Raw genomic sequence first — 17870 nt, 5'->3', positions numbered from 1 at the left:
TTATACATACGAGGAGACTGAGCATGAATTTTAGCATACGCAAGATGGAAGAAGCAGATATTGAATTTGTTCAACAAGTAGCAGTAACAAGCTGGCACGCCACGTATGAAGGAATTATACCTAAAGGTACTCGAGATACATTTTTAGCTGGTGCTTATAGTAAAGATATGTTGCTTAGACGGTTAAAAAGATCGCATTTTTTCGTTGCTGTAGTAGACGCAAAGGTGATTGGATTTGCAAATTTTTCTCCTGTTACAGATAAAGGAACAATGGAATTAGCTGCTATTTATATATTGCCAGAATATCAAGGGTTGGGAGTAGGTACAGCACTATTAGAAGCTGGAAAACAAATAAATCGCAATGCAGCAATTTATATTCAGGTTGAGAAAGAAAATAAGCAAGGCACGCGTTTTTATGAACATAAAGGCTTTAAAAAAGTAGAAGAATTCACGGAAGATTTTGCTGGGCAACAATTGCAAACAGTTCGCATGGTGCTTTCATAAAGAAGCAAATGATAGTTGTAAATACTTGTACAGTATGATTACCATTCAGTCCCCATCGTTTGTACTTGTCCCTTCAGGTTTATAAAAATAAAGCCGAGATCCTTTGCACCTTTTTATGACGACGTATAAAAATGGTAGAAAGGAAACGATTAAAATGAAAATTTATCGTTTTTCAACCGCGTATGCAAAGCAAGTTACAGCACATGAATCAAAAAATCTAAGCATTACACCGTTATTAAAACTTGATAAAGCGCCCATCCAAATGAGTTGTCTATATCTAGAAGCTGGCGGTGTTGTTGGTGAGCATGCTGCTTCAACAGATTAGCTTCTTTTTGTAGTTGAAGGAAGTGGGGAAGTAAAAGGAGCTGAAGGATACTTTCTACCTGTTCAAAAAGGAGAAGCTGTATATTGGGAACAGAATGAACGGCATGTAACGCAATCAGAACATGGGTTAACGGCTATTGTCGTTGAAGCGGCTATACTGAATCTATCTCATGATATATGCGCTGAAATGATAGAAAGAAATGAACACTATTAAAAGGAGGTAAGAAGTTGCAGACACGTCAAGCAAATATAGATGATGCCGCATCTATAGCTAAAGTTCATATAGATAGCTGGAAAACAACGTACAGCGGAATCGTGCCAGATGAATTTTTACAAACTTTAACGTATGAGCCAAAAAAATGGCGCGAGCAAATAGTAAATCAACCAATCCATATAGCTGAAGATAAGGACGGCTATATGGTTGGTTTTGCTACAGGTGGCAAAGAAAGGACAGGGAAATATGCTGGATATGATGGTGAACTTTATGCTATTTATCTTTTAGAAGACTACCAAAGAAAAGGAATAGGGAACATGTTGTTTCAAAAGGTTGTGGAACAGCTCTATAAGGACGGTGTAAATACAATGATTGTCAAGGTATTAGCGGATAATCCAGCGAAACATTTCTATGAAGCTATGGGTGGAAGCTTGCTCCAACGCACAAAGTTGCATGTTGGAGGTCATGAATTACCAACGCTTGTATATGGTTGGAAAGATATAAGTATTTTTACACAATAAGAGTATAAAATTGAAAGTTTTATAGAATAAGTAAAGCTACAACTTACACCATAAGCCTCGTTTTCTAAAAAAATACACCTTTTAGGAGCATGAGTCTTGAGACCCCACAGTGAAAAATTTTTGTGAGCGAAGAGGCTCAAGTAGCCCTGAGGAAAGCGTACGCTGCAGTGGAAAGTAACGGGTGCAAGAGCAGATACAAGTTTTATGAATGAATCAAATTAAGAAGGCGAAAAAGTAATGCCTTAACATACTATGCGAGGAGGTATGAAATGCAAAATAATCTTTCCATTCGGCCATTAAACAAGGAGCATCAAGCACTGCTAAGGAGTTGGTTGTGTGACCCTTCTGTTTTACAATTTTATGGAGGGAGGGATAAATCCTATACAATGGAAATGATAGAGGATAAATTCTATAAAAATAATGCATTAATATCCCGCTGCATTATATATTGTAATGAAATTCCAATTGGTTATTTGCAGTATTATCCAATTAATAGCTGTACAAGTAATCTGATGCCTATTGTAGGTTCAAGCGCTTACGGTATGGATCAGTTCATTGGTGAAGATAATTATCGAAATAGAGGAATTGGAACGGAGCTTATAAAAAAAGTGACAGTATTTCTCATTGAAGCGTACGGTGCGTCCAAGGTTGTCCTTGACCCACATGTAGAGAACGTTAGGGCGGTAGCCTGTTATGAAAAAGCAGGATTTCAACGTGTGAAAAAATTATTGCATTATGCGTTTCATGAAGGGAAATATCATGACTGTTGGCTATTGACGTATGACACTGATAAAAAAGTGCATCGTTCATAGTGTGGTGATATTTATTTCAAATTGCTTGTAAGCTCTTCAAAATTAGAAAGCTAGATAAGTCCTATAATTGGGATAAACGACATTTAAAAGAGGGGGAATTGATTTGCAAAGTACAAAAGTATTAGAACGCTTTCAAATAGCTGTTGATAAAGAGCCCAAAAGTATTTACCCTTTTTCTCCCGTTTACCATGTCCCATATAAAGGAAAAGACGTTATTGTGAAGAAAACGCAAAAACCACTCGAACGTGCTGAAGCATTAGCGAAATACACACGATTTTTACGAGCAAACGGCGTTCCTATTGTTACACCGATAAAAATGGACACAAATAACCCGCAAGAACTGGAAGATGCGTGTTACGTTGTGTACCCATTTATCCATGGGAAATCGTATACAGCGACACACACACAAATATATGCATCGGGTTGTTTATTAGGGCATATTCATGCGTTATCACCAAAAGGAGAATTATTTCAACTTCCAGAATATGCTGTGTATGATTTCACGAATGAAGAAGTAGAGGAAAGTGTACGAGCGATTACAACTCATGTTAAACGGAACCGTGTTACTTTTCCTATTACTCAGTTAGAAGAAAAATTACTTTCCTGTGTAACCAAACAATCTTGTTTGAAGGAACTTCTCTTGCCCCATGTTTTAACACCGCATGATTATAAAGCGAATAATCTAGTCTTTACACCTGAACCTTATTTGATTGATCCCGACAATGCTGCAAAAGTTCCGCGTGTTTTTGATTTAGCTTTAGCATTATTATTATTTCATAATGAATTATCATCTGCACCTGATTACGTATTTACCGTAGAACAATGGAAGACGTTTTTATCTGGCTATTATCAGTTTGTACAAGTAACAGAAGTAGAAAAAAGAGTGTGGGAAATGGCTTTAGAGCATGTGTTTTTAGACGAAGTAATGTGGCTGATGGCGGAAGTTCCTGAAGACTGGGAAAAGCCATCGCAACGTCAGCTCTTTTTAAGTGTTGTTCATTTGCTTTTACATAGCCAACCATATGAAATTTGAGAAGGACAAGAGTAACTTTTTCGTGAAAAATGTTAAGCCAATCGTTTTCTGCATACTACTCACCATGATGAGCATGTTGCTAACAACCTGCACGGAGGATTTTGTGTAAAAGTAAGTAAATGACTATTCTAGTAGAGCGTGTAAATAGGAAGCTAACCATTGAAGGAGGAGAATAAGATTACTTCTTAGCAAAAGCCAAGAGAAAGTTACCACATGCAAGCCAAGCGACAACGATTGTGGCAACTCTCTGTATTTGCTTAGTTTGAAAGTTCGTTAATGCACTCTAGAACAAGTGTTACTGCTTGGCTCATAGATGCTCCACCACCAAATGCTGCTGTAACAGCTGCCGCTTCTAAAATTTCCTGCTTTGTACAACCTTGGTCCAAGCATCCTTTTGTGTGATAAATAATACAATACTCATCTTGTGCATGTAAGCTGATACCTAGACCTATTAACTGCTTTGCTTTAGCAGAAAGCTCTCCTTCTTGAAAGCAAGCTTCTGTAAAATCATGATACTTTTTCGTAAATGCAGGCATTTGTTTTGAAAAGATGTCTACACCCTTTTTGTACGCTAATAACGTCTGTTCAATCGAATTTCGATGAGGTTCCATATATTACTACTCCTTTTTCGCTATAGATGTATAAAATTTTGGTATATCGTATAAGAAAAACTACAGCTTTTGCTATGAGATTTGGCGACAGTTTTTCTAATAGTTATATGTTATTAGTATGACCAATTAAACAGCGAATATTTGCGAGAATTTGTTTGGTTGTAGTTAAAAAAGGGAATGAATTTTTAATGTATAACAACAAAATTTCATTTAATTGTAATTTGCGATAAACTAAAGTATAAATGGGAGGGTTTATGATGAAGAAATTAATCCGAAAATTAATTAAATATGGACCAGTCATATATCCAGTAGTGAAGAAATACCTTCATAAACGAAAATCGAATAAAACCTATTATGGTGAATAATACTATGCACTTCTTCCTGCTAAATATAAGACAAGTTATTCTGTCAAATGGTGACTTGCTCTTTAAAATTATTGTGCTTTAAGTCAAATAGACCACAATCACACCATATACATAGGAACGGAGGGAGAAGATGATGAAGGGAATAAATCACGTTTTATTTTCTGTTTCCGACTTAGAAAGGTCGGTTGTATTTTATGAACAAGTCTTCGGGGCAAAGCTGTTAGTTAAAGGGAGGAGCACTGCATATTTTGATTTGGATGGGCTGTGGCTTGCGTTAAACGAAGAAAAAGATATTCCGCGGCAAGAAATCCATCAATCTTATACACATCTTGCGTTTTCCATTGATGAAGCAGAGTTTGACAGAGCATATGATTTATTGTGTAGGTTAAATGTGAATATTTTGCAAGGAAGAGAAAGAGATGTGAGGGATAAAAAATCCATCTATTTTACAGATCCTGATGGGCATAAGTTCGAATTTCACACAGGTACTTTAGCAGATCGGTTAGCTTATTATAAAAAGGATAAACAGTATATGAATTTTTTTGAATAATTTTTTTAACGTTTTTAGCCAAGAAGTCTCCATCTTCAAGCGTGTGAAGGGTGAAATCCCAGCGGTAAGGTGGAGATGAATTGGCTTTCGGTCAAGTACGTCTTTAGACGTGCTAATTGACCGAACGCATGTTACCATAAGAGCATGAAGTGTTCTTTGAAAACTGGTAATGCGAAAACCAAGCGAATCCTTCCATGCGTAAAATATCCAAGGTACGAAAGAAACTCCGATTCGTCGGACATCTAGGGCAGGAACTTCCCGAAGTAACGCTCATGGAGACGAAAGGTTGCTTTCGTCGTGGAAATGAGAAGCTCCCACTTCAAGCGAAGCTAAGTGGTGAGTAGTTCACAACGAGACGGAATTAGTGAAAAGCCAAGTTATTTTGTACATCACTAATTGAATGCTCCTTAAATAGGCTATTCGCATGTAGTTATAAAGCTTCCAAAATATGATTTGAAACTTGTTTTGAAGCCTTCATGTAGAAACAGTTTTCCCGACTACAGTTCCAGTTGTTCAATTTGGTTTTGCAACGATTGGATATTTTCAATCGTACGATAAAGCTCTGTATCTTTAATCTGTTCAACTGTTACCTCCCCTTGATCCATTAAATCGTTCGTTGTATCTAATAATTGTTCACTTCTACTTTTTAATTCTTCGTGTATGTCTTCAGCAATGGTAGGCGGGTCGATATCAATAAAGTCAGTTATTGTAGTTTGTAGATTTTCCAGTTCTGTTCTTAGTTCATCTGCTTCTAAAGTAGAAGCTTCTTCTAGAAAAAGGTTTAAATCATTAACGTAGGCAGTTGCTTCCTCTGCATAATTTAAAGAATTCGTCGTTTCCTCTAATAGGGCACAACCACTCAACCATAACAAGGATAGACTTAACAAACCGAGCGTTACTTTTTTCATATTTATTCCAACCTTTCTTTAATTCGCTATAAGAAAGCATTAAATTTTTAGGATTAATAGCAAGTTTTTCTAATCCGTATCACACAATTCCGGGAATTATTTCTGAAGTAAATGGGAGGCATTTACAATAAGTTGAATTTTAAACAATTAAAAGTATTTATTGTATATTCTATTCTAATTACCGTTGAAAATAATTTCGCTTTCCTTAGCGAGTGTGGAAGTATTTGCTGCTCCTTACCCTCTATTACTAGGTACGAATAATACATCCAGAAGGTTTCAAGTAATTGGTATAATTGTAGCTGACTAATTTGGCAAAACTACATATTTGAGAGCACTAAAACAAAGGATGGTTCGTATGCAAAAAAGAAAATGTGTATCGATATGTGTGATTTTGCTTTTGCTTTTAACAAGTGAACAAGCAATAGCAGCTTCTCTTCATGAACCTTTAACAAAATCCAGTTCAATCGATAATAAAGAACGACAGCGTTATAATGAAATGTTATTGATGTATACGGCGAAGGAAATGGGCATTCAAGTAGAAGGGAAATCTAAGACAACATTACAAAAAGAAGTAGAGCAGTCAATCATAGAACAAGCTAGGAAAGAATATGCCATTCAGCCAGAAGGAAGAAGTAAAAGAGAGCTACTAGAAGCGATTCATTATACGCAGGTGGTTCAAAAAGCAAAACAGCTTGGTTTAAAAACAACTGGAAAATCGACAGAACAATTAATGACAGAAGTATTTGATAAACAATTAAGGAAGAAAGCCAACCAATTGGGGGTTGTATGTGAAGGTAAAACGACAGAACAATTAAAACAAGCATTAATCCAATTTGAGGTAGAGGTAGAAGCAAAGCGATTAGGAATAAAGCAACGTGAAAAAGGCATAGATCAGCTAATTAAAGAAGTACATGAAGCTAAATTATACCATACTGCAGAACAATTAGGGTTACTTACAATGCATAAAACTCCTGTTGATTTAATGGAAGAAATTATTGTTAACCATGCAACAGAAGCAAAAAAATTACAGTTATACCCATTTCAAAATGGGGAACTTCATAGCTACCTTCACTTTAAATTTGAACTAGAGAATCGCTTTATAATATTTACAAACAAGTAGAAATTTTTTGTGAATGAGATGAGATTGAGTAAGTATATGTCGTATGCATTGCCCTTTAAAGGTATGTTTCCCATATTTTTTTTGTGCTATAGAAAAGTATAACGTTTTAAGGTTTATAGTATAAGAAAAACTACAACTTTCTCTATAAGACTTGGCGACAAGCTAAGTTTTTCTAATGGATTTTGTATAGGCTAAGTAATTCACATCCAACTATTTATGGTTACTGATGTCTTGTCAATGAATGCTACTGTAAAGATAACTTTGCGCTACTAGTATCACTCCTGTAATTTTCGATTTTATACTTTTAAACCATAAAACGTATTGGTTTGTATCATTTTTATCCTATGGTATGATGTTAGTTATGTCACATAGTAAGTAAATGTTGATTGTAGTTAAGTTTTCCCTAATAAAAGTGCGCTTGTTTCAAAGAATTGAAAGGTATGTGTTGGGTAAATCGAAGTGTGAGGTAATAACTTCTAGGATGCTTTATTTCTTAAGCTTCCTTTAGATCATACCTTTGCACCCATAGGAAAACATAGGACAAACAACAGCGTGGTTATCTTACACTAAAGGAAAGTTAGGGTTTAACGGGGAAAACGACCATGTTTTTCGTCATAAATACTTGAGAATAGCCAAGTTTTTTAAAGAATGAGGATAAATTAAGTTTTTTAAGCTACTAACAAGCGGTTGGATGAAAAGCCCCTCACTGCTTGAAGGTTCACTTTATTGTATAAAGAATTTTTTCTTGCTGAATAGACACACAAGTATTTCACGTGCTCCATTATTCAGGAGCGAGCAAAAGAACTCGTGCCTATGAAAAATAATTTTTTATGCATGAAGAAAGGGGAGGTATGGTGACTTTAGAAAATACAACAACAAATAATCCAAGAGAAGTAAATAAAGTACCACTGCTTATTGTTTTAATTTCAGGTGCATTTGTTGCCATTTTAAATCAAACTTTATTAGCAACTGCTTTGCCAAAGATTATGCAAGATTTACAGTTAGATGCCAATACTGTTCAGTGGTTACAGTCTATATTTATGTTAGTAAATGGCATTATGATTCCAATTACGGCATTTTTAATTGAACGATTTACGACAAGAGGACTCTTCCTAACAGCACTAAGTATATTTGCGGTAGGTACGCTTATATGTGCAATCGCGCCTAACTTTTCTGTGTTAATGGTTGGGAGAATCGGTCAAGCAGCGGCAGCAGGCATTATGATGCCATTAATGCAAACGATACTATTCCTCATCTATCCAATTGAAAAAAGAGGTACAGCGATGGGGATGTTCGGTATGGTGATTGCTTTTGCGCCAGCTATAGGGCCGACATTGTCTGGATGGCTAGTAGAGCACTTTCCGTGGAGAAGTGTATTCTATGTCGTATTGCCAATTATTATGATCGACATCGTTGTTGCCTATTTCATCTTAAAAAATATTACGAAACAAACATTTCCAAAAGTAGATGTGATATCGATTATCTTGTCTACATTGGGCTTTGGTGGTTTATTATATGGATTTAGTGTGGCAGGTAATAGCGGTTGGGGAAGCGTACAGGTAATTATATCGTTAGTTGTTGGTGCCATTACATTAACCATGTTTATTTTAAGGCAGATGAAATTGGAACAACCTATCTTAGAATTTCGCGTATTTCGTAATGCTGTTTTTTCTTTAACAACAGCGTTAGGAATGGTTACTTTTATGGCAATGATTGGCGCAGCAGTTATCATTCCTATTCTTGCACAAAATATGCTTGGGTTTACCGCCTTGGAATCTGGTTTAATGATTTTGCCTGGTGCCATTGTTATGGGAGTAATGAACCCAATTACTGGAAGATTATTTGATCGATTCGGTGCCCGTTGGTTAGCCATTATTGGTCTGTCTATTGTCACGATAACGACATTTATGTTTACAAATATATCTATTAATACGTCATTTGGCTATATTGCAACAGTAAATGCAGTTCGTATGCTTGGAATAGCCATGGTCATGATGCCTGTTACAACGGCAGGATTAAACCAGTTACCATTCCATCTTATACCGCATGGAACGGCTATGAATAACACGATGCGCCAAGTTGCGGGAGCTGTTGGAACAGCTTTGCTAGTAACAGTGATGACAAATGCTGCATTACCAGATCAAGGTATTCAAGGAATGATTCATGGAGTAAATATTTCATTTATTGTAGCTGGAGTGTTTGCGTTTATAGCACTTGTCTTATCTCTATTTATCAAAACGGAATCAAACAAAGGGTCGGTTAAACTTAGTAGATAAAGAGAGTTTTAGATGATACTTTTTCGTCTAGAAGCAATCAAATAAATAAAATAGTTGACATTCTTCGCTTTTGTATCCATAATATTATAAAAACAAGTTGAACGGTAAAAAAGGATTAGTATGTGGGTGATTCAGTGCCAGAGATGGGGAGTTAGAAGCTGGGAGCTTTCCACGCTTGAAGCCACAGAACCTGCCTTTTGAGTCCCATGAAAAATGGGCGCTATATTCGGCGTTATCGAAGCAAGCGGGATGTTATTCTAACATCTAACATAGGTGGTACCGCGGAAGAAGCTCTTTCGTCCTTGATTTAGAGGGATGAATAGGGCTTTTTTCACTATAGGTTAAAATTTCTAAGGTTTATGATAAGTAAAACAACGGTGTTAAGATCATGTTATATATCCATGTGATAGATACATATAAAATATAAAAGATATGGGAATAGGAGCATGTAAAGTGAGGAAACAGAGAGTTGTCGTAAAAATAGGAAGTAGTTCGTTAACAAATGCACATGGTGAAATGGATGAGGCAAAGTTAACGGAACATGTGGCAGCGATTGCCAAGCTTCGCGAATCAAACCATGACGTTATTTTAGTTTCATCAGGTGCAGTGGCCGCAGGTTTTCCGCAAATTGGCTATGCATCAAGGCCTGTAACCTTAAAAGGAAAGCAAGCTGCAGCAGCTGCAGGACAAGGGTTGTTAATCCAATCATATATGGAAAAATTTTCAGAATATGATTTGCGAGCTGCACAATTATTATTGACGAGAGACGATTTTAAAGATCGAGAACGATATAAAAATGCGTTTAATACGTTAATGGAACTATTAGAACGGCGAGTTATTCCAATTATTAATGAAAATGATACGGTATCCATCAAAGAACTTACATTTGGAGATAATGACATGTTATCAGCTTTAGTTAGCGGTATTGTTCATGCAGACCAGCTCATTATGCTGACCGATATTAACGGCATCTATGATGGAAATCCGCGTCAAAATCCAGCAGCTAGAAAATATGACTATCTTGCCCAAATTACAGAAGAAATGGTTGACCAGACAGATCAACATGGGTCGTCAGTAGGTACTGGAGGAATGAAATCGAAGTTGGAAGCTGCAAAGATGGCTTTATCATTGGGAGTTAGTGTGTTTATCGGAACTGGTAACGGCGCTGAAAAATTATCGCATATCATGGAAGGAAGTGGAGATGGCACTTATATCTCTAATCCTGCTAAAGGTTCGATTACGACCAATAAGCAATGGATTGCACTTCATTCAGAGCCAGTAGGTCAAATTTACGTGGATAATGGTGCAGAAGAAGCCATTCTTTATCAAGGAGCAAGTTTATTAGCTGCAGGGGTCCGAAGAGTGCAAGGGCAGTTTAAGGAGGGTGATGTTGTAGAAGTATATGGAGAAAATGGATTAATTGGCAAAGGAGAGGCAAGTTGTTCCGCAGATGTAATTATGAAAGAATTGCAACTAAGGAGCGCGGACAAAGATTGCTTATCATCTAGGGTTATTCATCGAGACCGTTGGGTGAGATTAACATAATTTTAAATGAAACAGGGAGGAATGACGATGACAGAAGTACAAGAGAAAGGAAAGTTGGCAAAAGTTGCAAGCTACCAGTTGAATGGTATCACAACAAAGGAAAAGAACGAAGCGTTGGAATACATTGCAAAGCAGTTGGTAGAAGACAAGGAGAAGCTATTAAAAGAGAACGAGAAGGATTTACAGATAGGAGAAAAAAATGGCATCTCAACATCGATTTTAGATAGAATTATGTTGGATGAGACGAGAATTGAAGCCATGCATGACGCTATATATCAACTCATTACATTAGATGATCCAATTGGAGAAGTTTTGGAGCGTCTTGAAAAAGATAATGGTCTTCGTATGGAAAGAAAACGCGTTCCCATCGGCGTAATAGGAATGATTTATGAAGCGCGACCAAATGTAACGATTGATGCGGCAACATTAGCTTTAAAAACAGGAAATGCGGTTATTTTAAGGGGAAGCTCATCTGCTGCGTTTTCCAATCGAGCTATCGTTGCATCGATTCACCAAGCTTTGGCTAAATCAAAGCTTCCAGTCGATGCGGTTCAACTCATTACGGATACAAGTAGAGAGACCGCACAACAATTATTTACGTTAAATGAATACTTAGATGTATTGATCCCTCGAGGAGGGAAAAACCTCATTCAAAAAGTTTTACAATCATCAACAGTACCAGTAATTGAAACTGGAGCTGGTAACTGTCATATGTTTATTGATGCTTCTGCTGAGCAAGAGCTAGCTTTTAAGTTGGTTTTAAATGCAAAATTACAGCGTCCGTCTGTATGTAATGCAATCGAATCATTGCTCGTTCATCAGGAATGGTTTAAGGAACATGGAAAATCTTTACTAGAAAAACTGGATAAAAAACAGGTGAAAATTTACGGGGACGAATATGTTTGTAAAGCTTTTTCAAAAGCGAAATTAGCGACAGAAGAAGATTGGTATACAGAATATCTTGATTTAGCAATTAGTGTTAAATTAGTTTCTACATGTGAGGAAGCGGTCAAACATATTAATAAGTATGGCACACGGCATTCAGAGGGGATTATTACGCAGGACAATGAACATGCTGCTTATTTCCAGCAGCACGTCGATGCCGCCGCTGTTTACCACAATGCTTCTACAAGATTTACAGATGGTTTTGAATTTGGGTATGGAGCGGAAATTGGCATTAGTACTCAAAAATTACATGCTAGAGGACCTATGGGATTACCTGCACTTACTTCAAGTAAGTTTTATATCTATGGAGACGGTCAGATTAGGGAATAATAGGAGTGGGAAAAGGTGTGGTATGCGCTTAAAAGTTGCACGCCTTTTTCCAAAATAAAAGATGTGTGTTGGAGTCAATAAGGAAGAAAAACAGCCCTACATGTTTTATTTCGTGGGCTAGGAAAATATAAAATGAATGCTCGTGTATAACAAGAAAATCGAATGGTCATGTCTAGAAGGTGGAAGAGATAATAGGATAAAAAACGAAATTTTTAGTGTTAAAATAGACTAGGATGAAAAACTTTTACGAATTGAAAACTCACTTTATTAAAATATTGGAGGCGTTAACATGGTTCATATAGAAGATTTCCAAAAAATAGATATGCGTATTGGAACAGTGAGAAACGCAGAACCATTTCCAGAAGCAAAGATACCAGCAATTAAACTATATATTGATTTCGGGGAGCTAGGCATAAAACAAGCATCTGCTCAGATTACGAAACGATACGAACCAGAAGATTTAGTAGGGAGGCAAGTAACAGCAGTTGTTAATTTTCCGCCTATGCGAATCGCAGGCTTCAAGTCTGAAGTGCTCGTATTAGGTGGAGTGCCAGAAAAAGAGGACGTTGTTTTAATAGCACCTGATGTTGTGGTGGCAAATGGGACAAAGATATCGTAATGATAAGTAAGTGCTTGCATGTTGAAAAAATGGTGTATGTGAGTAAACAGTAAAATGTTTAAAAGCGATATTCTACGTGAATAAATCTGAATTGCGCCACTTATTTGTCTAGTATAAACAATGTAAAAGATTTTGCCATGTGAACTTAGCTAAAAGCCGAGTTCTTAAGCATAAAACGTATAAAGAATATAGCATAGCAACGATTGGGTTTTTCCGTTACAAAGTGTGGTGATAGTTTTAGTTTTCTAAAATAAAGTAAAAACATATTGAACTATTTAATAATTAGGCATATAATATTCCGAAAGAAAGGTGGGGTTTCATTGGATAAAGATTTGCGAATTAAAAGTCATGTTTTTAGTGATGGTGTTATGCGGGCGCCGAACCGAGCAATGCTTAGAGCAGTTGGTGTGTCAGATGAGGATTTTAACAAGCCGATGATAGGCGTGGCGAGTACGTGGAGTGAAGTAACCCCGTGTAATATACATATTGATGAGCTAGCTCGTCAAGCAAAAGACGGGGCGCGAGAAGCTGGGGGTGTTCCATTAATTTTTAATACGATTACAGTGTCTGATGGAATATCAATGGGAACGCAAGGAATGCGCTATTCCTTGCCTAGTAGAGATCTAATTGCAGATTCCATTGAAACAGTAGTAGGCGCGGAGAATTTAGATGGGTTAGTAGCTATTGGTGGATGCGACAAAAATATTCCCGGATGTATGATTGCGATCGCTAATGCGGAAGTACCTGCTGTTTTTGTATATGGTGGAACGATTGCACCTGGCTCTTTAAAGGGGAAAGATATAGATTTAGTGTCGGTTTTCGAGGGTGTTGGAAAGCATAATAATGGTTCCATTGACGGTGAAGAGTTACGCCAAATTGAATGTCACGCATGCCCTGGAGCAGGTTCATGTGGTGGTATGTATACGGCAAATACGATGGCTTCAGCAATCGAAGCGCTAGGCATGAGTCTTCCAGGAAGTTCTTCTAATCCTGCCGAATCAAAAGAAAAAGCAAATGATTGTAATAAAGCTGGTAAAGCAGTTTATCACTTATTAGAAAAAGGCATTTATCCAAAAGATATTATGACGAAAGAAGCTTTTGAAAATGCCATTACGGTTGTAATGGCATTAGGTGGCTCAACCAATGCAATATTACATTTGTTAGCTATTGCACACGCTATAGAAGTGAATGTAACCATCGAGGATTTTAATCGCATGCAAGTAAAGACGCCTCATTTAGCTGATTTAAAACCAAGTGGTAAGTATGTTATGCAAGATTTACATCGGGTGGGCGGTGTACAAGCTGTAATGAAGTTCCTTCATGAAAATGGGTATCTTCATGGCGATTGCTTAACGGTAACAGGTAAAACAATTGCTGAAAATTTGCAAGAAGCGCCGTCCTTACAAGAAGGGCAAGAAGTGATAATGCCCTTTCATAATCCGAAACGTAAAGATGGACCACTTATTGTGTTAAAAGGTAACCTTGCACCAAATGGCGCTGTAGCAAAAGTATCTGGTGTAAAGGTAAGTCGGCATGTAGGACCTGCGCGAGTTTTTAATACAGAAAAAGAAGCAACTGAAGCGGTAATGGATAATAAGATTAAAGAAGGAGATGTACTTGTCATACGCTACGTTGGTCCAAAAGGAGGCCCGGGTATGCCGGAAATGCTGTCTATTTCAGCTATTTTAGTTGGAAAAGGGCTAGGTGAAAAAGTAGCTCTATTAACCGATGGTAGATTTTCTGGTGGGACACATGGGCTAGTCGTCGGGCATATCGCACCAGAAGCGCAGGTTGGTGGTGCAATTGCTTTCTTACAAGAAGGGGATATGGTGACGATTGATTCTACGCAAAAAGAGATATCCTTTGCAATATCAGATCAAGAATTAGCGGAAAGACAGAAACATTGGACTGCGCCTCCGTTATATAAAAAAGGTGTGTTAGGTAAATATGCTCATAACGTATCCTGTTCTTCGTTAGGAGCTATTACGGATTATTTAAATAAATAGTCTAGTGAGATACCGATATATTTGTTCATGAAATACTTTTTCAAATTCATAACTAGCGCAATATATGCTAAAAATATATTGCGCTTTGTTATTTTTATTTTAAACCTATAATAATAAAGTTTTAACTGATATATCGCTTTGTAAAGAAAATGTAATAAAAAAGGCAAAATGAAGTCCGGCAATGCTGTAAGCGTATACAGTTTAACGTAAAAAATATTAGTATCAAAAAACTTTAAAAAAGCTGTTGACGTCTGATTGAAAACAGTATATTATTAACGGCAATATCAAAAAAACAAATAAATGGAAACAATGATTATTTACAAAAGAATATGTATTTAATGCGATGAAGGGAAAAAAGAGTATGACTACTGTATTCACAGAGATTCGGGGACGCTGGAAGCCCGAAAATACAATATACTCTGACATCATCTCTGAGTGCTGGACTGAACAGGCAACCTAATAGGCCAGCCAGGTGCAATTTGTATGTACCTGTTATCCAAAAGAGTTTAGGTTATGTTTCTAATATCGTAACCGATGATACTCGTCGAGTTAGTATTCGTGAGGATACTAAAAAGCTGGGTGGTACCGTGAAGAGCAGACGCTTTTCTCCCCAATTACTGTAATTAAGCTTGCAGTCTTATGGGGGAGGAGGGCGTTTTTTATTTGTTGTACAATAGGAAACCATCTAAGCTAACACGAATGCTTTCGCCCAATAGACTTTGGTGGCAACTATCTCGCTGAAAACAAACAATTTATTTTCAAAAGATTAGGTCTATATTGAAGCATAAGGAGTGATTGTGATTTAGAAATGATATGTGTAGAGCTTAATTTAATACAATAGACAATTTTAGGGATTATATAAGAAAAATGACAGCTTTCAAAATAAAACTTTAGCGGCAAGCCAAATATTCCTAATATTTATTTTTTAAAAAGGAGGCACGAGAAGTGAAAGTGCAGGTAAAGCATGAATTGGAAAGTACAAAAGAATTAGTTACAGGTGCTGATGTGTTAATTAATGCCTTAGTAGAAGCAGAAGTGGATACAATTTTTGGTTACCCGGGTGGTGCGGTCTTACCGATTTATGATGCTATTTATCGCAGCAATGCACCATTTGAGCATGTTCTCTCTCGTCATGAACAGGGTTCCATTCATGCGGCGGAAGGATATGCTCGAGTTACAGGGAAGCCGGGGGTAGTTATTGCTACATCTGGTCCAGGAGCTACCAATTTAATTACTGGAATTACCGATGCCATGATGGACTCATTGCCAATTGTTGTTTTTACTGGTCAAGTAGCTAACAGCGTCATAGGTACCGATGCTTTTCAGGAAGCAGATGTCATGGGGATTACCACCCCAATTACGAAGTACAATTATCAAGTAACAAATCTTTTGGAGTTACCAAGAATTATAAAAGAAGCCTTTCATATTGCTTCTACTGGAAGACCAGGTCCTGTAGTCGTAGATATTCCGAAAAATATTTCTTCTGAGTTATCGGATGCTGTTTACGATGATCACTTTGCGCTTCCTGGCTATCAACCAAATAAAAACCCAAATCCATTGCAAATTACGAAACTAATGGATGCATTAAGCAAATCTAGCCGTCCATTAATTTTAGCTGGTGCAGGAGTTATTTTTGCAAATGCAAGTGAGAAATTAATCGCATTTGCAGAAAAGTTTCAGCTTCCAGTTGCGAATACGTTATTAGGGCTTGGAGGGTTCCCAAGATCGCATGACTTGTCACTTGGTATGGCAGGTATGCATGGGAGCTATACAGCAAACATGGCAATCTATGAATGCGATTTGTTAATTAATATCGGTGCTCGTTTTGATGATCGTTTAACTGGTAACTTACAGCATTTTGCTCCTTTAGCTAAAGTAGCGCATATTGATATCGATCCAGCGGAAATTGGTAAAAATGTCTCGACGGAAATACCAGTGGTGGCAGACGCAAAAGAAGCATTAATAGCGTTACTAGCAACTTCTAATGAGCCTGTAGACCGATCAGCTTGGCGAGATCAATTAACTTCGTATAAAAAGCAATATCCGCTTTGGTACGATCGATCGGAAGCATTTATTTCACCACAATGGTTGATGGAACAAATTCATGATTTGTCAAAAGGAGAAGCGATTGTAACTACGGACGTTGGGCAGCATCAAATGTGGGCAGCGCAGTATTATGCGTTTGAAAAGCCCAACCGCTGGGTTACATCAGGAGGCTTAGGGACAATGGGATTTGGATTTCCGGCAGCGATCGGCGCACAATTGGGAGCGCCAGATGATATCGTCATTTCGATTGTAGGGGATGGTGGATTCCAAATGACGTTTCAAGAATTATCCGTCGTAAAAGAGAAAAAATTGCCCGTAAAAGTTATTATTGTCAATAATCAAGCTTTAGGCATGGTAAGACAGTGGCAGGAAAGCTTTTATGAAAAACGTTATTCAGAATCCTTGTTTATGGAAAATCCAGATTTTGTAAAATTAGCTGATAGTTATGGCGTACGTGGCATGCGTGTTGAAAAAGAAAAAGACGTTCCAAAAGTATTACAAGAAGCGTTAGCTTTCGATGGTCCCGTTGTAGTTGACTGTCGTGTTGTACAGCAAACTTCTGTTTACCCAATGATCGCACCTGGTAAGGGAATTCATGAAATGATCGGGGTGAGAAAATGAGGCGGATTATTACGGCAACCGTACAAAATCGTAGTGGTGTCCTCAACCGAATTACAGGAATGCTATATCGACGACAGTTCAATATTGAGAGTATTTCTGTAGGTGCCTCAGAAACAGAGGGTATTTCAAAAATGACGTTTGTTGTTGAAATTGAGGACCATCAGAAGTTAGAACAGCTTACAAAACAGTTAAATAAGCAAATCGACGTATTAAAAGTTTCTGATATTACAGAAAAGGCAATTGTAGCGAGGGAACTAGCATTAATTAAAGTTGGTGGAAGTGGTCAGTTACGTGCAGAGATACAAGGAATGATTGCCCCGTTTCGGGCTTCTGTGATTGATGTGAGTAGAGACAGCTTAACTATTCAAGTAACTGGGAGGCCAGATAAGGTAGAAGCACTTATTTCATTATTAAAGCCGTATGGGATTAAAGAACTAACTAAAACTGGTGTAACAGCTTTCTTACGTGGACAGCAGCCAACACAGGTGACAGAACTTAATGCATTTACGATTTAAAATAGG

The 17870-nt window shown here is 37.3% G+C and carries 16 protein-coding genes; 14 read left to right on the top strand and 2 right to left on the bottom strand.

Going from position 1 to position 17870, the window contains the following annotated elements; translation table 11 throughout:
* Positions 1-23: 23 nt before the first annotated feature.
* From D9780_RS12070 to D9780_RS12050, 5 genes are all read left to right on the top strand, one after another.
* On the top strand, positions 24-503 hold the full coding sequence (locus D9780_RS12070) for a GNAT family N-acetyltransferase (protein WP_121640245.1): 480 nt from the start codon (positions 24-26) through the stop codon (positions 501-503).
* Between the two features lie 154 nt (positions 504-657).
* Positions 658-828, top strand: a complete 171-nt coding sequence (locus D9780_RS21130; RefSeq protein ID WP_162985858.1) for a hypothetical protein — start codon at positions 658-660, stop codon at positions 826-828.
* A gap of 227 nt (positions 829-1055) precedes the next feature.
* Positions 1056-1562 carry a GNAT family N-acetyltransferase gene (locus D9780_RS12060; protein ID WP_116277426.1) on the top strand — a complete coding sequence of 169 codons (507 nt, stop codon included), beginning with the start codon at positions 1056-1058 and terminating at the stop codon, positions 1560-1562.
* A gap of 269 nt (positions 1563-1831) precedes the next feature.
* Complete coding sequence (locus D9780_RS12055) at positions 1832-2374, top strand: GNAT family N-acetyltransferase (protein ID WP_121640244.1); 543 nt, start codon at positions 1832-1834, stop codon at positions 2372-2374.
* Positions 2375-2477: 103 nt separating this feature from the next.
* Positions 2478-3407 carry a phosphotransferase gene (locus tag D9780_RS12050; RefSeq protein ID WP_121640243.1) on the top strand — a complete coding sequence of 310 codons (930 nt, stop codon included), beginning with the start codon at positions 2478-2480 and terminating at the stop codon, positions 3405-3407.
* 257 nt (positions 3408-3664) lie between these two features.
* On the opposite strand, the gene D9780_RS12045 is transcribed toward D9780_RS12050, so the two are convergent.
* Positions 3665-4018 (bottom strand): carboxymuconolactone decarboxylase family protein, encoded by a 354-nt coding sequence (locus D9780_RS12045; protein WP_073008544.1) that lies wholly within the window; start codon positions 4016-4018, stop codon positions 3665-3667.
* A gap of 495 nt (positions 4019-4513) precedes the next feature.
* On the opposite strand from D9780_RS12045, the gene fosB reads away from it, so the two are divergent.
* On the top strand, positions 4514-4933 hold the full coding sequence (gene fosB, locus D9780_RS12040; protein ID WP_073008541.1) for a metallothiol transferase FosB: 420 nt from the start codon (positions 4514-4516) through the stop codon (positions 4931-4933).
* A gap of 497 nt (positions 4934-5430) precedes the next feature.
* On the opposite strand, the gene D9780_RS12035 is transcribed toward fosB, so the two are convergent.
* Entirely contained in the window at positions 5431-5841 is a 411-nt protein-coding gene (locus D9780_RS12035; protein WP_121640242.1) for a DUF6376 family protein, read from the bottom strand.
* A gap of 355 nt (positions 5842-6196) precedes the next feature.
* Here D9780_RS12035 and D9780_RS12030 point away from each other — a divergent pair, with 355 nt between their 5' ends.
* The 8 genes from D9780_RS12030 (at position 6197) to ilvN (ending at position 17864) form a co-directional block, all read left to right on the top strand.
* The gene (locus D9780_RS12030; protein ID WP_121640241.1) at positions 6197-6961 is read left to right on the top strand and encodes a hypothetical protein; all 765 of its coding nucleotides are present in this window, start codon (positions 6197-6199) and stop codon (positions 6959-6961) included.
* A gap of 851 nt (positions 6962-7812) precedes the next feature.
* A complete protein-coding gene (locus tag D9780_RS12025) occupies positions 7813-9237 on the top strand; it encodes a DHA2 family efflux MFS transporter permease subunit (RefSeq protein WP_121640240.1) in 1425 nt (474 codons plus the stop codon).
* A 453-nt stretch (positions 9238-9690) separates the two neighbouring features.
* Positions 9691-10782, top strand: a complete 1092-nt coding sequence (proB, locus tag D9780_RS12020; RefSeq protein ID WP_121640239.1) for a glutamate 5-kinase — start codon at positions 9691-9693, stop codon at positions 10780-10782.
* 27 nt (positions 10783-10809) lie between these two features.
* Complete coding sequence (locus D9780_RS12015) at positions 10810-12057, top strand: glutamate-5-semialdehyde dehydrogenase (protein WP_162985857.1); 1248 nt, start codon at positions 10810-10812, stop codon at positions 12055-12057.
* 289 nt (positions 12058-12346) lie between these two features.
* A complete protein-coding gene (gene csaA / locus D9780_RS12010; protein ID WP_121640237.1) occupies positions 12347-12676 on the top strand; it encodes a chaperone CsaA in 330 nt (109 codons plus the stop codon).
* A gap of 320 nt (positions 12677-12996) precedes the next feature.
* A complete protein-coding gene (gene ilvD / locus D9780_RS12005) occupies positions 12997-14682 on the top strand; it encodes a dihydroxy-acid dehydratase (RefSeq protein WP_121640236.1) in 1686 nt (561 codons plus the stop codon).
* Positions 14683-15627: 945 nt separating this feature from the next.
* Entirely contained in the window at positions 15628-17349 is a 1722-nt protein-coding gene (gene ilvB / locus D9780_RS12000; RefSeq protein WP_121640235.1) for an acetolactate synthase large subunit, read from the top strand.
* Entirely contained in the window at positions 17346-17864 is a 519-nt protein-coding gene (gene ilvN / locus D9780_RS11995; RefSeq protein ID WP_121640234.1) for an acetolactate synthase small subunit, read from the top strand. Before ilvB ends, ilvN begins: the two co-directional genes overlap by 4 nt.
* The last annotated feature ends 6 nt before the right edge of the window (positions 17865-17870 follow it).

This window comes from Virgibacillus sp. Bac330, from assembly GCF_003667845.1.
Lineage (GTDB): Bacteria > Bacillota > Bacilli > Bacillales > Amphibacillaceae > Virgibacillus > Virgibacillus chiguensis.
The sequence above is the reverse complement of the archived record's forward strand: the minus strand, read 5'-3'. Positions and strand labels throughout refer to the sequence as shown.

Bases quoted from the DNA above. Each gene is read 5' to 3' on its own strand.
- D9780_RS12070 (WP_121640245.1), top strand. From the start codon at position 24: ATGAATTTTAGCATACGCAAGATGGAAGAAGCAGATATTGAATTTGTT.
- D9780_RS21130 (WP_162985858.1), top strand. From the start codon at position 658: ATGAAAATTTATCGTTTTTCAACCGCGTATGCAAAGCAAGTTACAGCA.
- D9780_RS12055 (WP_121640244.1), top strand. From the start codon at position 1,832: ATGCAAAATAATCTTTCCATTCGGCCATTAAACAAGGAGCATCAAGCA.
- D9780_RS12045 (WP_073008544.1), bottom strand. From the start codon at position 4,018: ATGGAACCTCATCGAAATTCGATTGAACAGACGTTATTAGCGTACAAA.
- fosB (WP_073008541.1), top strand. From the start codon at position 4,514: ATGATGAAGGGAATAAATCACGTTTTATTTTCTGTTTCCGACTTAGAA.
- D9780_RS12035 (WP_121640242.1), bottom strand. From the start codon at position 5,841: ATGAAAAAAGTAACGCTCGGTTTGTTAAGTCTATCCTTGTTATGGTTG.
- D9780_RS12030 (WP_121640241.1), top strand. From the start codon at position 6,197: ATGCAAAAAAGAAAATGTGTATCGATATGTGTGATTTTGCTTTTGCTT.
- D9780_RS12025 (WP_121640240.1), top strand. From the start codon at position 7,813: ATGGTGACTTTAGAAAATACAACAACAAATAATCCAAGAGAAGTAAAT.
- D9780_RS12015 (WP_162985857.1), top strand. From the start codon at position 10,810: ATGACAGAAGTACAAGAGAAAGGAAAGTTGGCAAAAGTTGCAAGCTAC.
- csaA (WP_121640237.1), top strand. From the start codon at position 12,347: ATGGTTCATATAGAAGATTTCCAAAAAATAGATATGCGTATTGGAACA.
- ilvN (WP_121640234.1), top strand. From the start codon at position 17,346: ATGAGGCGGATTATTACGGCAACCGTACAAAATCGTAGTGGTGTCCTC.